This is a genomic window from Pedobacter sp. MC2016-24 (assembly GCF_015223055.1).
In the GTDB taxonomy this organism is placed as follows: domain Bacteria; phylum Bacteroidota; class Bacteroidia; order Sphingobacteriales; family Sphingobacteriaceae; genus Pedobacter.
The window spans coordinates 141,633-156,480 of the sequence record NZ_JADFBX010000012.1; the positions used below are offsets into that span (position 1 = coordinate 141,633).

Below are 14,848 nucleotides of genomic sequence, written 5' to 3' on the forward strand. Positions count from 1 at the left end.
TTGTTTTTATTTTAACCTTTCATACAGCTTCTTCCGAAAAGCGGCATTTGTTAAGATATTGCCTTCTAAGATGCCAAAATTTTTATTGATGAATATATTTTCGCTTGCTGTTAGTTTATTAAAGAAAAATGAACAGGCTAATTGCTTCCCGTTTTTGGGTGAGGCATAAAATGCATCGGTTAATACAAATGCTGTTGAACCGCCTTTTTGACCAAAGTGGAAAAACCGTTCTTGGTTACCTGCAAATTCCATTGGCCATTCGATAATACTTTCTAATATAGCCTGGGTTTCTTGTGTAAAATATTTCCTACTCACAATCTTTTGCATTAAACGGGCATAATTCTCGGTAGTGGAAGAAACTAAGCGGTCAGACCATAGACGCTGTATGTTTAACGATAAATTGGCAAAATTAAACTGTTTCATATAAGAAGGTTCTGTCTTTAGTCTTCGATGTGCCTTTTCACATTTTTTACTGTAGTCGGTAATAGACATTGCTCTTAATTCCTTGATCCATTCATCTTCATCAATACTTTCAGGCTTTAGGCAGACCATAAGGGCTGATGCTGTAAAATAATAAATGGACTGATGTGCCTTGAGACCTAGTTTTTTTAAGTTTTTGTTGATATTGGCTAGACCCAATAGATCTAGCAAAAATTCGGTATTGGCGTTTGAGCTATATTTGATCATGCCTTTTGCCACTTCTAAAAGATTAACGCTATCTGCTGATGTTTTATCTAAAGATTTAAGCCAGCTGGGCTGTGCGCCTCCGTCGGTATTTTGAATATAATATTTATCTAAGTCTTTTACTGCTATTTTTGTTAACGGCGAAATCTTTTTAGCACTGCATTGATTAGCAAATTCAATTGCAATAATAGTTTTAACTGCACTGGCCAGAGGCATCTGTTGTTGGCTATTAAAATCAACAACTATTTTGCCATCTTCTATCAGATAAAATGAGGCTTTTTCAGGGTTTTCCTTGATGAATCGGATTACTTCATCTAAATCTTGTGCTTGAACAAGGCTATATAGGAAAATGGCAATTAAAAACAGAGCGTATTTCTTCATTACTAAATGATTTTTAGAATGTTAGACTAATTACATTACTAATGTAAAAATAGAAAAAAGAATGACATATACCATTATTGGTGAGTAGGCCATAATAACGGATTGCCACCTACAAAACAATATCCCCAACTTATCGGTGATAACCTTGACTTGCAATGCAGACAACATGAATTAAAATTTCTCCTATTATAAAATTGTTTAATGGTAAGATCATTATCGCTGCGAATGTCATTGTTTGCAAAAATCCCGATTCCATATGCCCAATTCATAGGTTATCTCGCTTAACATTTTGTTTATTTCAGTCTTAAAACTGAGTTTACAGCCGGTGGGATTTTCGAGTATAAGATGTTTTTATTACTTTTGTATTGATCAATACAAAAATTAAATTGCAATGAAGGGAAGACCAACATTATTTGAGAACAAGGAGCTAGTTAGTCGGGCTCAGAGCGTATTCTGGGAAAAGGGGTATACTGCGACATCCCTAAATGATTTGTTAGAGGTTACGGGAATAGGTTCTGGTAGTTTTTATAATAGTTTCAAGGGAGGTAAAAAAGAAGTTTTTAAAGCGGCAATCTTACAGCGCAGGGAGTCATTTAATAATTTCAGAAAGGAATTGGAAATGAGCATAACACCATTAGCGTTAATTAAAGATTTTTTTAGGGGAATTGCGAAATCATCCAAGGAGGAAAACCTAAGGGGTTGTATTATTGCTAATACGGTTGTTGAAATGACCTTTTTAGATGATGAATTGGAAGCAGAGGCGGTCCACATCCTGAAGGATGTAGAAAAGATGTTTACTGATGTTCTTGTAAAGGAGAAACTTAATGGTAATCTCAGTAATCCCTTATCTGGGCAGGTGCTAGGAAGATATTTGGTAACCTTCTGGTGCGGTTTGAATACACTAAGAAGGATTTACCCTGACCGGAAGGTACTTGCCGAACAAATAGAAATGCAGCTGGACATACTTCGTTAATTTTTTTTGAACAATTATGTATTGATCAATACAAAAATTAAAAATAGAATGGATTTAAAATTAAAAGGAAAAAGAGCATTTATAAGTGGCTCTACTCAGGGAATCGGATTCGCCATAGCACAGCAATTGTTAGCTGAGGCTGTTGATGTTATCATAAACGGGCGGGATCAGGTAAAGTTGGACAATTCGCTGGCAACGCTAAAAAAAGAGTTTCCAGATGCCAATGTATCAGGAATAACTGCTGACTTTTCAGATAAGCAGCAAGTAACAGAACTGTTGGATCGGTTGGGTGATATAGATATCCTGATCAATAATGTCGGTATATTTGAGCTCAAGGATTTTACAGCGCTTACAGATGAAGACTGGTACAGGATTTTCGAGATCAATGTAATGAGCAGTGTTAGTCTATCGAGGAAATTACTTCCACAGATGTTGAAAAAGAATTGGGGCAGAATTGTTTTTATTAGTAGTGAATCGGGCATTAATATCCCTGAAAATATGATCCATTATGGAATGACAAAATCCGCAATGATGGCAGTTAGTAACGGATTATCAAAATTAACCAAGGGGACGGAGGTAACTGTAAACACTATTTTGGGTGGTCCTACTTATTCTGATGGAGTTGCTAACACTATTGAGTATTTTGCAAATGTTCAAAACCTAAGTGTTGAGCAGCTGAAGATTGGAATTATGCAACAGACAAATCCTCATTCATTAATAGGACGTTTTATTAATCCAGCCGAGATCGCTCACTTAGCAACATATCTTTCGAGTCCACTTTCTTTGGCCACAAATGGCAGTAGTATAAGGGCAGATGGTGGCGTTTTAAAAACAGTTTGATCTAAAATGTACTATATATAAACAAGCCGTTTTTCGATAAGAAAAGCGGCTTGTTTTGTGTCTAAATCAGCCTTTATCTAGGATTGACCGATCTTTTTTTTACATTTGTAAATAAATCAACTGTTTAAGTCTTGAGTCATGTAATATCATTTCGCATATCATGTTAAATGACCTTTCCCAGCCGGGGAGGGAGTAATTACTATTTTTTTAATTTTACTTATTACAATATGGCTATTTCACAAAAATATGGTCGTACTTTTCACTATCCGTTTTCGCCAGGAACAACAAGCGACGATAGCGTTCAGCACGACTATTGGAAATATTTACAACAAATATCGACGCTAATACATACTGAAAAACTAGACGGGGAGAATAATTGTTTGTCTAAACACGGTGTATTTGCCCGCTCACATGCAGCTCCAACTACATCACCCTGGACAGAGAGTCTAAGGAGGTTTTGGCACCTCGTTAAATATGATCTTGGTGACCTGGAGTTCTTTATGGAAAACCTATACGCAATCCACTCTATAGAATATCGTAATTTAGAACATCATTTTTACGTGTTCGGAATTAGGGAGCATGATCGATGGTTAAGCTGGGAAGAAACTCAGTTTTATGCTAATCTACTCGATTTGCCTACTGTTCCTGTTATTAAAATGGAACAGAAGCCGGAAAATCAAGAGCAGTTTGAAAAAGAAATGTTAATGCTGGTTAACGGTTCAGGTGCGTTTGATCCTTACGATGTTAAACTCAAATCGAAAGCCACTATGGAGGGGATCGTTACCAGAAATGGCGAAGGTTATGCCGTCGATGATTTTGTGCAAAATGTGTTTAAATATGTACGTAAAGGGCATGTAAAAACAGATGAGCATTGGACAAGAAACTGGAAACGTGCATCCCTGATAAATGAAGGAGGTTGTTATGTGGACTATTAGTGAAAACAAACAATGGGCAGATCTCGAAAGCCGGTTTGATTGGGTGAAGCGCATGAAAGAGGTTCCACAAGACCCTCGTTATCATGCAGAAGGTGATGTGGCAATACATACGCAAATGGTATTGAATGCTTTGCAAAATGAACCATCTTTTCAGAAGCTATCTGCACAAGATCGGGAGATTTTATGGGCCGCGGCTTTGTTGCACGATGTGGAGAAATACAGTACCACGGTTCATGAAACCGATGGGAGTATTACCTCGAATGGACATGCGCGCAAAGGAGCGCAGTTTGCCAGGCAGTTGTTGTACTTTAATGAACCGGCACCTTTTGCCATTCGCGAACAAATTGTAGGCTTAGTCAGGTATCATGGATTACCTATCTGGTTATTCGAAAAATCTGATCCTTTAAAAGCTTTGGTAAAAGCAAGTATGGAAGTTAATTTGGAATGGCTATGCTTGCTGGCAAAGGCTGATATGTTAGGGCGTATTTGCAACGATCAGGAAGAGATGTTGTATCGTATCGCTTGCTTTGAAGCGTACGCTGAAGAAAATCAATGTTGGGGCAACCCGCGACGGTTCGAATCAGATCAGGCGCAAGTGTACTATATGCAAAATGAGGATGCTTATATAGATTATATCCCATTTGAAACACCGGGAGCGGAGGTGATTCTGATGTGTGGTTTGCCGGGTGCAGGAAAGGATAGCTATATTAAAGCGCATTACAATGATTGGCCGATCATTTCCTTGGATGGTATTCGTAATGAAAAAGGCATAGCTCCAACAGATAAGGTCGGTAACGGACGTGTGATACAAGAGGCAAAAGAGCGAGCAAGGGTTTTCTTGAGAAAGCAACAATCTTTTGTGTGGAATGCGACCAATACAACGAGTCAGATGCGTATGCAGTTGATTGATATGTTTTTAACTTATAAAGCAAAAGTAAACATCGTGTATATTGAGGTACCTTATCATAGTTTGCACAATCAGAATAGAAACAGAGATGATGTAGTGCCCGCCGCAGTGTTGGATAAGTTGGTTCGTAAACTAGAGGTACCCGCATTATGGGAGGCACATAAAGTAGTTTATCGAATTAGATAACATTTGTTATTACACATATTTACCTCAAACATCTCCTTCGCTACTCTGTTGTGGTAATCATTCCCTGAGCACCTGCATCTAGCCATATTATAATCATTATATAATATAGCTTTTCCAAGCCGCGACGCAGTGCGTCACGGTTTGAGCTGTAAATTCTGTTAATATGAATTTGGTATAGATAAGTACTGGAACTTTTACCATTAGTATGTTTTATGCTTTTTTGATACATTTGTGTTATATCAAATTTGATCCATGTCTGATACTGAAAGGAAAGATCTGCTAGTTAGTAAAGTTCATTTAAGAGGGTTCAAGTCTATTAATGATTTGACTGTGGATTTAAAGCCGGGCTTAAATATTTTAATTGGGATGAATGGTTCTGGGAAAACTAATTTTCTAGAATTTTTAGAATCAGTAATTGATACAATTTATTCTAAATGGTCAGATAACTTTAAATCTGGAGAGATCGATTTTAGATCGACTGACGGTAGTGAATTTAAATATCTTATTGAACGTTTAAAAAACGTAAAGTTGACTCCTGCGGAAGAATATTTGAGAGATGAGCTTTATAGTCAAAAGCTAATTCTTGATGATGAAATAATTTTTGATAATTCGGATGATGAACCTAAGAAGAGTATTACTCGTTTGGGTAAAAGAGTAATGTTGGGTAGAAATCTTCGCACGGTATTTAACCGTATGGGCTATGGCCATGTTAAGGGTACTTACATTAGGTACGATTTACCCTTTCAGATGGCGGGTCTTGATGAGCCGGGCTCAGTTTTAATACCTTATGAAGATGTTGTTGATTGGGACATTAATCTGGAACCAAGCTTTCTCTATTTTAGTTTTTATATGTTAGGTGTGGCAATTAGTGATAAGTATTATGATGAGCACCTTGATGTAACAGATGAGGAAGAGAAGAAAATCAAAGATGAAATCTATAATCAAATTGACCAAGCTTTCATTTTAAATCAGGTAGTCTTAAGTCAAGAGATTATTTACAATTTGGCTTTGTTTTCTCCGATTAAAGATTTAAGAGTCAGTGATAATGTCAGTTTCACAAAGGATGAGAGTTCAATTACTCTTGACAATATCCGGTTAGAATTTTTGGTGAACGGACATTGGATTCCGTGGACGCATCTGTCTGATGGAACTAAAAGGCTGTTTCATATCATTTCTGAGGTGACTGAAAAGACCAGAGGGATACTCTTGATTGAAGAACCCGAGTTGGGGATCCACCCGCATCAGTTTCAGCTATTAATGCAGTTTCTGAAGGCGCAGGCGGAAGAAAAACAGATTGTGATTTCTACGCATTCACCAAAGGCATTGGACATTTTAAATGCCGATGAGCTTGACCATATTCTGATTGCTAGGTATGACCGGGAAAAGGGAACTCAAATAAACCGTATGACCGCAGATCAGCAGGATGCTGCAAAGGAGTATATGGAGGATCTGTTTTTAAGTGATTATTGGTTACTTTCAGATTTGGAGGGTGATGATTAAAATCGGTGTGGTGGGCGAGGATCCCAATGATACCTCTTCTGTAATTAGTCTGTTATCTAAAAAATATCCGTATGTACAGTTTAGGAAATTGGCCAAAGGGGTAACTGGTTGTCAGTTGGATTCTAGAAAATTGATTACCAGTTTAACCATTGAGGTTAAACGACAACAGTTGAAAAGCATCATTTATATTAGGGATTTGGATGGTTTTGATTCTGAAAGGGCAAAGCTTATTAAAATAAGTACTTGGTTTACAAATCTGGACAACCAATTTGGCCGGACTGGTATTTTATTGACAAATATCTGGGAGCTGGAAGCGTTGATTTTTGCGGATATATCCACCTTTAACACCTTGTATAAGGTTAACCATCAATTTAAAGGAGATCCCTCAAAAATTAAAGATCCTAAGCAAGAATTGAAAAAAATAACAAGGAACGGTTCAAAGAAGTTCCATGAATCTCATTGTCCGCAGGTTTTTGATCAATTGGATGTAAATCAGATAGCAAAGAACTGTACCTATTTTAATCAGTTTCTTATTGATTTTAGTAAGCTAATCGTCTGATTGATTATTGAATAAACTGCATCAATTTCCAAATAGAATTCTTTCATATACGCTCGTAATTTATCTCTACCCTCAAGGATACGTTCGCCTACAAAAACCCATTTGTTTTAGCTTCAAAATCAGGACTGTTGATCCGAATCTTGCCATCTTTAAAAAGAAAGGTTAGTTTATACGATAAATCATATTTACGAAGTGTTTTTCCGAGCCCATTAGAAAGTTTTATAGATAGAACTCCTTCTTCATACGCCGTTATGCTGATGCTTTCACCTTCAACCACACTAAGCCCTTTTTGTGGATTTCTGTAAATCGTATTAATGGCATTGAGCACATTCTTGTACGAATCCAACCGAGCCATTCTGTTTAAAAATATAGCGATTTTATGGAAAGCGATAGATGGCTTTTGCATGCAAAAGCCGGATACCTTAGCCGAAATCTGTATATTTGGGATTTTGTGAAACTATGGAGAAATCAGCGATAGACAAAATCATGGCGCCTGTAAGCCGCTTTATACATTTGGAATATACCAGTGGGATTGTGCTGCTGATCAGTGTGGTGGTTGCCATCGTCTGGGCGAATTCTGGCTATCGTGATTTTTATGAACACCTGTGGCACATTAATTTTTCTATAGGATTTGATGATTTCATACTGACGCATCCTTTGCACGTCTGGATCAATGACGGACTGATGGCGATATTTTTCTTTGTAATTGGGCTGGAGTTGAAACGTGAGTTTATGGAGGGGGAGTTGTCTTCGCTGAAAAAGGCTTCGCTGCCAATGACTGCTGCCCTTGGCGGAATGCTGGTACCTGCACTGATATATTTTGTGATCAATAAAGGGACTGAAGCTTCACATGGTTGGGGAATACCGATGGCTACTGACATTGCCTTTGCACTGGCGCTACTTTCTATGGCCAGTAAACACGTCCCTGTTTCAGTAAAGGTATTCCTCTCTGCGCTTGCAGTAGCTGATGACCTGGGGGCGGTGCTGGTAATTGCTTTTTTTTATACTGCGGAGATTAATTTCGTAGCGCTGGGTATTGGTTTTGGATTTTTGTTACTGCTGATTGCCGGCAATGGGCTTGGTATCAGAAGCAGCCTGTTTTATTTGGTGATTGGCTTAGGCGTTTGGATCGGATTTCTGCTTTCGGGAGTGCATGCGACCATTGCTGGGGTATTGGTGGCTTTTACCATTCCGGCGGTGACAAAAATTGATGAGGTGATCTACTCCAGTAACCTCCGCAAGCTATCCTATGATTTTGAAACGGATATACCGGAGAAGGGCAGCCTGATTACTTCAAAACAGAATAAGACCATTCAGAAGGTGAAGCGCTTGAGTATGGCGGCTGAGACGCCGCTTCAGACGATTGAACATGCTTTGCACCCATGGGTGGCATTTGGCATCATGCCTTTGTTTGCGCTGGCCAACGCCGGGATTGTGATTGGGTCAGACTTTTTTAGTTCTATTGTTAACCCGGTTTCTATCGGTGTAGCTGCCGGTCTGATCATCGGGAAATTTGTGGGCATTTTGCTGTTCTGCTGGATTATGGTGAAACTGGGATTGGCCAGTTTACCGGAAGAAGCAAACTGGAAACATGTGGCCGGTGTAGCACTGCTGGCCGGGATAGGATTCACGATGTCGCTGTTCATTAGCGGACTTGCTTTCAAAAACCCGGCTTTTATTGATCAGGCAAAGTATGGGATTTTAATAGCCTCGGTCTTTGCTGGCATCGTTGGCACTATTGTGCTTAAGCGAATTGGAAAAACGACTGAAAAATAGTTCTGATAGAATCGGCGCTTTTTTCTTTTCTTTATAAAATAACCTCAGATACTTTAGTAGCTAATCGCAAAATGGAAAAAATACTTGCTAATATCAATGACCTGATCTGGAGCAATGCACTGATCATCCTGTGTATGGGAACGGGAATTTACTTTTCTGTGGTGACCCGCTTTTTGCAGGTCAGGTACATTAAGGAAATGTGGAGGCTGTTGTTTGACGGGAAGAGTTCGGATAAGGGAGTTAGCTCCTTCCAGGCGTTTGCGATTGCCATTTCCGGTCGGATCGGAACCGGTAATATTGCCGGTGTGGCGACAGCTATAGCGATGGGTGGGCCTGGTGCCGTGTTCTGGATGTGGCTGATTGCTTTTTTAGGAAGTGCTTCGGCATTTATTGAAGCGACGTTGGGCCAGATTTATAAGCAGGTAAATAACGGGGAATATCGTGGTGGACCTGCTTATTACATCGAGAAAGGATTGGGCATGAAATGGTACGCCATGCTGTTTGCCTTAGTGACGGTCTTAAGTACTGCTTTCTTTTTGCCCGGTGTACAGAGTAATAGCATTGCTTTGAGTATGCAGAATGCTTTCTCGGTTCCTGTAGCTTATACCGGGGCGGGGGTAGTGTTGCTGCTTGCACTCATCATTTTTGGTGGGGTTAAACGTATAGGAAAAGTGGCTGAAATTGTAGTGCCATTTATGGCTGGGGGATATATCCTGATGGCGATAGTGATCATGGCTTTGAATTTTGCTGAGATCCCTGCGATGATTTCTTTGATCGTTAGATCCGCCTTTGATCTGGAACCTGCATTTGCGGGTGTTTTTGGGATGGCGGTGGCCTGGGGGGTGAAGCGTGGCATTTATTCAAATGAGGCTGGCCAGGGAACGGCTCCGCACGCTGCTGCAGCAGCAGAGGTTAGCCATCCTGCAAAGCAGGGTTTGGTCCAGGCTTTTTCAGTTTATATTGATACCTTATTCGTTTGTACGGCAACTGCTTTTATGATTTTGTTTACGGGTAAATACAATGTGGTCAATCCGAAGGGCGGTTTTTTGGTGGAAAATCTGCCGGGGGCTAAAATTGGGGCGGAATATACCCAGCAAGCCATCAGTTCCCATTTCCCTTCACTGGGTGCTGGATTTGTCGCAGTATCGCTTTTATTTTTTGCTTTCACAACGATTATGGCTTATTACTACATCGCTGAGACCAATTTGAGTTACCTGGATAAAAAGGGTAATAAATGGATGGTGAATGTCCTTCGGCTTCTGCTGTTATTTTCTACCTTTTACGGTTCAATTAAGACTGCCGAAGCAGCCTGGACTTTAGGTGACATTGGTGTGGGAATGATGGCCTGGCTGAATGTCATTGCGATTTTACTATTGCGCAAGCCTGCGCTGAATGCATTGAAGGATTATCAGCAGCAGCGAAAAGCAGGCAAGGATCCGGTTTTTAATGCAAAGGATGTTGGTATCAATAATACAACCGAATGGTAAGCTGCGGTAAAAATCCAAAAAGGTCTTTTTTGACAGGCAAGATCCCAGTGCTGTGCGATTCAGTAATAACCATTTAGTATTTACGAAATTTCATTGTTTTCCTGTGTTCTGCTGAGTGATTTGGAGAAACGTCAAGTGCAGGTGATATTTTTTTAAAAATCGCCCCTGAATCATCTTTCAGGCCTTAAAAACGATAAAAATATATATTGAAAATTGCTAGAAAATGATCAAACTAAGCATTTAATTTGACCTCGATATCGCGCTTGACAAATGGTTTTTCAGGCGATAAAAGGTAGAAATATATGACTATGGAAGCGCTCATTTTAAATTACTGGTGGGTGGTGGTGGCACTGATGTGTGCAATTTTAAACAGGTACATTTTAAGAATTTTCTTTGGAATGGTTGTCGTTCCGGAAGATAGAATCGGACTGGTTACCAAAAAATTTGTTTTGTACGGACCTGGTAAGGAGTTGCCCGACGGCAGGATCATAGCCATTAAAGGTGAAGCAGGCTTTCAGGGAAAAACACTAGCGCCGGGGCTGTATTTTGGGATGTGGTTTTGGCAATATACCGTGACGATGGAGGCATTTACAATAATTCCTGAGGGGCAGATTGGCTTAATCATGGCAAAAGATGGCGCTGAGATTCCAACAGGAAATATTCTGGGGCATAAAGTAGAATGCGATAACTTTCAGGATGCGGTGAAATTTTTGGAAAGTGGCGGTCAGCGGGGCAGACAAACCTGCTACATCACAGCGGGTTCTTACCGGATCAATACGCTGTTGTTCCAGGTGTCTGTAACCGATATGGTCAGGATCCAGGAAAGCATGGTGGGCATTGTAACCACTTTAGATGGCTTGCCGATTGAACGGGACCAGATTGCAGGTAAACTGATCGAAGGGCATAATAACTTTCAGGATTTTGATGAGTTTATCAATAAGGGTGGCAACCGTGGTTTGCAGCCACAGGTGGTATTGGCGGGTTCCTATAATCTTAATCCCTGGGCGATCCAGTTAGAGCAGATTCCCATGACCGAAATTGCCATTGGATATGTGGGTGTTGTGATTTCTTATATTGGAAATGACGGCAATGACCTTACCGGAGTAGATTTCAAACATGGCAACATTGTCGCAAAGGGTTCGAAAGGCGTGTGGCTGGAGCCCCTGGGTCCTGGAAAGTATCCGATCAATAAGTATGTGATGAAAGTGGAGCTGGTGCCTACCACCAATTTGGTTTTGAACTGGGCATCTGCCCGAAGTGAGGCACATAATCTGGATAAGAATTTGTGTACCATTACAGTGAGGTCTAAAGATGGCTTTCCGTTCAACCTGGATGTTTCACAGATTATTCATGTTCCTACAACAGAAGCGCCGAAGGTAATTGCGCGTTTCGGTAATATGGTAAACCTGGTGTCCCAGGTACTTGAACCGACCATCGGTAACTATTTCCGCAATTCGGCACAGGATAGTGACGTCATCGCGTTCCTCAGTACACGTAAGGAACGGCAGGAATCTGCGAAAGAACACATCCGCAAGGTGCTTGATGAGTACAATGTAAATGCAGTTGATACGCTGATCGGTGATATTGTTCCACCTGAATCGCTGATGAAAACGTTGACTGACCGCAAGATCGCTGAAGAGCAGAAAGTAACTTACAATACGCAAAAGCAGGCCCAGGAAACCCGTCAGGGAATGGAGAAGGAAACCGCCATTGCGGATATGCAAAAGGACATGGTCAAAGCACAGCAAAGCGTGGAGATCGCCGAACGAACAGCAAGTGCCACGGTGAAAAAATCTGAGGGCGATGCAGCTGGTGTGAAACTTGCGGTGGGCGCGGAAGCTGAGGCGACTAAAATGAGGGCTCACGCTGAAGCGGAAGCAACCAAAGCGCGGGCACATGCCGATTCGGAAGCGATTAAATTAAGGGCCTCTGCTGAAGCTGAAATGATCTCGCTAACAGGCAGTGCGGAAGCAGGTAAGATTTTGGCGGTGGGTAAATCAACCGCAGAGGCATACGAACTGGCTGTTAAAGCGCTCGGAGGCGAAAACTTTACCCGCTATAAGATTACAGAAGAGTTGTCAAAAGGGAAAGTCAAACTGATTCCTGATGTTTTGATTGGAAGTAGCGGGTCTAACGGAGCCTCAGCTATGGATGGCCTGTTAGGAATCAAGTTAATGGAGTTAATGGATCCCGCTGGCCGCCGGGAAGTGATGCCGGCTGCAGCGATTACAGAAGCTAAACCCTAAAAAATAATTTATCCCGACCCGCTCTAAAAATACTTTAGGGCGGGTTTTTTTAATTGTCAAATATTAGCTTTAAGGAATCTGCTTTTAAACGGCTTTTTAACCAGCGCTGTAACCTTATTCTTTCCGTGTTCGCTACGGGGTGACGGAAGTTTAGGAATGCCAGTGTAACCGTATCCAACCTGTTGGTATCCAGATGTTTTATTTCGATGTTGTTGATGCTGTAATTTACAAGTTCGGGATACAAAGACTTTAATTCCTTACTCAGATCAGGGATTGGCATATTGATGCGCTGATAAGCATCCTCCTTACCTGTCGAGTCTTTTTTATACACTGCCTCCAGGATGCTGGCCTTGATCTGGGAAAAATCCAGTTCGTTTTTTGCATTCAGCCCCTGCCTGATTTTGAGCTGAGTTTTCTCAAGTTTGTAGGCTGGGAGTTTCTTCCTCAGACTGTCGATTTGCAGTGCAGTGAGTTCTTTGCCCAGAAGCAGCAGATCTATTTCGTTACCCTTCCTGCTGTATTTGTAGTTCCTGGTGATGACCTGGGTATTGCTATAGCTCAATTCTTTTTCGATGAATGCCCTGGCGTTGTTTTCAAAGATACTGCGGTCGACGATTCTATAGGCTAGGAAAACGCTCGGCGCAGCAGTGATCAGCACGATGATCAGGATGTAGCGACGGACCCGACTTCCATAGGCTTTATCTTCAAACTCTTTTTTATGGAAATTCAGGTAACGTACGATCAGGTAAGTGGCAACACAAATAAATACGCTATTGATAAAATAAAGGTACATCGCGCCAATGAAAAAGTATATGTTTCCCGAGGCCAGGCCATAGCCTGCGGTACATAAGGGTGGCATTAAGGCCGTAGCGATAGCCACCCCCGGAATGGCGTTGCTCTTTTCTTTTCGGGTAGCAGCAATAATTCCGGCAAGTCCGCCAAGGCCGGCGATGAATACATCCCAGATGGAAGGAGAGGTTCGGGCCAGGAGTTCAGAAGAGGCATCGTGCAGGGGTGTGATCCAGAAGTATAAAGTAGAGGTAATTATGCTGATCACGGTTGCTATGGCAAGGTTTCTGCCTGCTTTTTTGACCAGCTCAATGTCGTTGATGCCGATGCCGAGACCTACTCCCATGATCGGACCCATCAGGGGAGAGATGAGCATGGCACCGATAATAACGGCGGTAGAATTTACATTCAATCCGATCGATGCGATAAAAATGGCAAAGATCAGCGTCCAGAGATTTGCCCCCTTAAATTCCACATTCTTTCTGATGGATTCTATGGTGTCAGTTTCTTCAGCGTTGTCTTCAATGAGGCTGAAACGGTAGTGTAAAAAGCGTTTGATTGCTAAGTAAATCTCGTTCATTTTGCAAGATAGGAATTTGAATGTAAATTCAATCCGGTCTGAAGCAGCAGATCAATGACCTAACATGTATGGCAAATCACCTGATGAATTACCGTAATATCCTTATGCTGGTAAGGCTTAAAAGTGACTTTTTTTGTCTGATTTTGTTATTTGGTGTAATGATCCCACAATATAACGCCACCAAAATTTTTAATTGGGCAATTAAATCTTACTTTTGCGGAGAATTATGTTCAAAAGCGCTATTGCCATATGTATTCTAGTTGCACTGATGTTGTCTAACTTCAGCAGGCTGTTTATTTATGCCAGTTTTGACCTGAATCAAAATTATATTGCCAGTACATTGTGTGAAAATAAGGATAAGCCGGAAATGCATTGTAATGGTAAATGTTACCTGATGAAAAAGTTAAAACAAGCGGAGGAGAAAGAAAAGAAGCAGGAGCAGGACAGTCAAAAGAAGGGGGCTGCTGATCAATTCATCGTTAAACAAAATATTACGCTGGATCTTTTCTCTAATCAAATAAAAAAGAATCATCTTACTGAAATTGCTTCGGATTTACCCAAAGTTAGTTCTGAAGTACCTCATCCACCACCTTCTGCATGTAGTCTTATTTCTTAGTTAAAACATCTGTTTGTTCATTGCCTTTTTATCTTTTGATAATTCAGGTGTTGGTGCTATACCTGTGAACGATCACAGCCAGATGTTTACCCGAATTTTTATTATTTTTTAATACAGTTTCTGCAGTTCAGCCTGTATTGATCATTACTTAACAAAATGCGTGTGCCCTTATGGATACGCCATGGAATTTATTCAACAAAATGAACCCATTATGAGCTAGCAGTTTCAATAACTGACTTTAAGATCATGATCGCTTCATTTTTATTAAAAAACAATTTATAATCAAATGAAAAAATTATTATCTATTATAGGTTTATCCATATTATTATTTACATCATGTTCAAAAGACAATGACACTATTTTGGTAGAAGCAGATGGCAAAGCAACTC

The 14,848-nt window shown here is 40.6% G+C and carries 13 protein-coding genes; 10 read left to right on the forward strand and 3 right to left on the reverse strand.

Features of this window, described 5'->3' with window-relative positions:
* Positions 1–6: 6 nt before the first annotated feature.
* Positions 7–1,065: a serine hydrolase gene (locus IM797_RS21880; protein WP_194129325.1), complete on the reverse strand. Its 1,059-nt coding sequence runs from the start codon at positions 1,063–1,065 to the stop codon at positions 7–9.
* Positions 1,066–1,456: 391 nt separating this feature from the next.
* Here IM797_RS21880 and IM797_RS21885 point away from each other — a divergent pair, with 391 nt between their 5' ends.
* From IM797_RS21885 to IM797_RS21910, 6 genes are all read left to right on the forward strand, one after another.
* Complete coding sequence (locus IM797_RS21885) at positions 1,457–2,038, forward strand: TetR/AcrR family transcriptional regulator (RefSeq protein ID WP_194129326.1); 582 nt, start codon at positions 1,457–1,459, stop codon at positions 2,036–2,038.
* Positions 2,039–2,086: 48 nt separating this feature from the next.
* Positions 2,087–2,878: an SDR family NAD(P)-dependent oxidoreductase gene (locus tag IM797_RS21890; protein WP_194129327.1), complete on the forward strand. Its 792-nt coding sequence runs from the start codon at positions 2,087–2,089 to the stop codon at positions 2,876–2,878.
* Between the two features lie 167 nt (positions 2,879–3,045).
* Positions 3,046–3,813: an RNA ligase family protein gene (locus IM797_RS21895; protein ID WP_228099036.1), complete on the forward strand. Its 768-nt coding sequence runs from the start codon at positions 3,046–3,048 to the stop codon at positions 3,811–3,813.
* Positions 3,800–4,906 carry an AAA family ATPase gene (locus IM797_RS21900; RefSeq protein WP_194129328.1) on the forward strand — a complete coding sequence of 369 codons (1,107 nt, stop codon included), beginning with the start codon at positions 3,800–3,802 and terminating at the stop codon, positions 4,904–4,906. The genes IM797_RS21895 and IM797_RS21900 overlap by 14 nt, the downstream gene beginning before the upstream one ends.
* Positions 4,907–5,158: 252 nt before the next feature.
* Entirely contained in the window at positions 5,159–6,406 is a 1,248-nt protein-coding gene (locus IM797_RS21905; protein WP_194129329.1) for an AAA family ATPase, read from the forward strand.
* Entirely contained in the window at positions 6,399–6,965 is a 567-nt protein-coding gene (locus IM797_RS21910) for a hypothetical protein (protein ID WP_194129330.1), read from the forward strand. Before IM797_RS21905 ends, IM797_RS21910 begins: the two co-directional genes overlap by 8 nt.
* Positions 6,966–7,053: 88 nt before the next feature.
* Here the strand turns inward: IM797_RS21910 and IM797_RS21915 are convergent, their stop codons facing one another.
* Positions 7,054–7,371 (reverse strand): hypothetical protein, encoded by a 318-nt coding sequence (locus IM797_RS21915; protein ID WP_194129331.1) that lies wholly within the window; start codon positions 7,369–7,371, stop codon positions 7,054–7,056.
* A 53-nt stretch (positions 7,372–7,424) separates the two neighbouring features.
* Between IM797_RS21915 and nhaA the strand changes: the two genes are divergently transcribed.
* The 3 genes from nhaA (at position 7,425) to IM797_RS21930 (ending at position 12,474) form a co-directional block, all read left to right on the forward strand.
* Positions 7,425–8,741: a Na+/H+ antiporter NhaA gene (gene nhaA, locus IM797_RS21920; RefSeq protein WP_228099038.1), complete on the forward strand. Its 1,317-nt coding sequence runs from the start codon at positions 7,425–7,427 to the stop codon at positions 8,739–8,741.
* Positions 8,742–8,812: 71 nt separating this feature from the next.
* Complete coding sequence (locus IM797_RS21925; protein ID WP_194129332.1) at positions 8,813–10,228, forward strand: sodium:alanine symporter family protein; 1,416 nt, start codon at positions 8,813–8,815, stop codon at positions 10,226–10,228.
* A 308-nt stretch (positions 10,229–10,536) separates the two neighbouring features.
* Positions 10,537–12,474 carry an SPFH domain-containing protein gene (locus tag IM797_RS21930; protein WP_194129333.1) on the forward strand — a complete coding sequence of 646 codons (1,938 nt, stop codon included), beginning with the start codon at positions 10,537–10,539 and terminating at the stop codon, positions 12,472–12,474.
* A gap of 49 nt (positions 12,475–12,523) precedes the next feature.
* Here the strand turns inward: IM797_RS21930 and IM797_RS21935 are convergent, their stop codons facing one another.
* On the reverse strand, positions 12,524–13,843 hold the full coding sequence (locus tag IM797_RS21935) for a TIGR00341 family protein (RefSeq protein WP_194129334.1): 1,320 nt from the start codon (positions 13,841–13,843) through the stop codon (positions 12,524–12,526).
* Positions 13,844–14,237: 394 nt separating this feature from the next.
* Here IM797_RS21935 and IM797_RS21940 point away from each other — a divergent pair, with 394 nt between their 5' ends.
* Positions 14,238–14,459 (forward strand): hypothetical protein, encoded by a 222-nt coding sequence (locus tag IM797_RS21940; protein ID WP_194129335.1) that lies wholly within the window; start codon positions 14,238–14,240, stop codon positions 14,457–14,459.
* Positions 14,460–14,848: the final 389 nt, after the last annotated feature.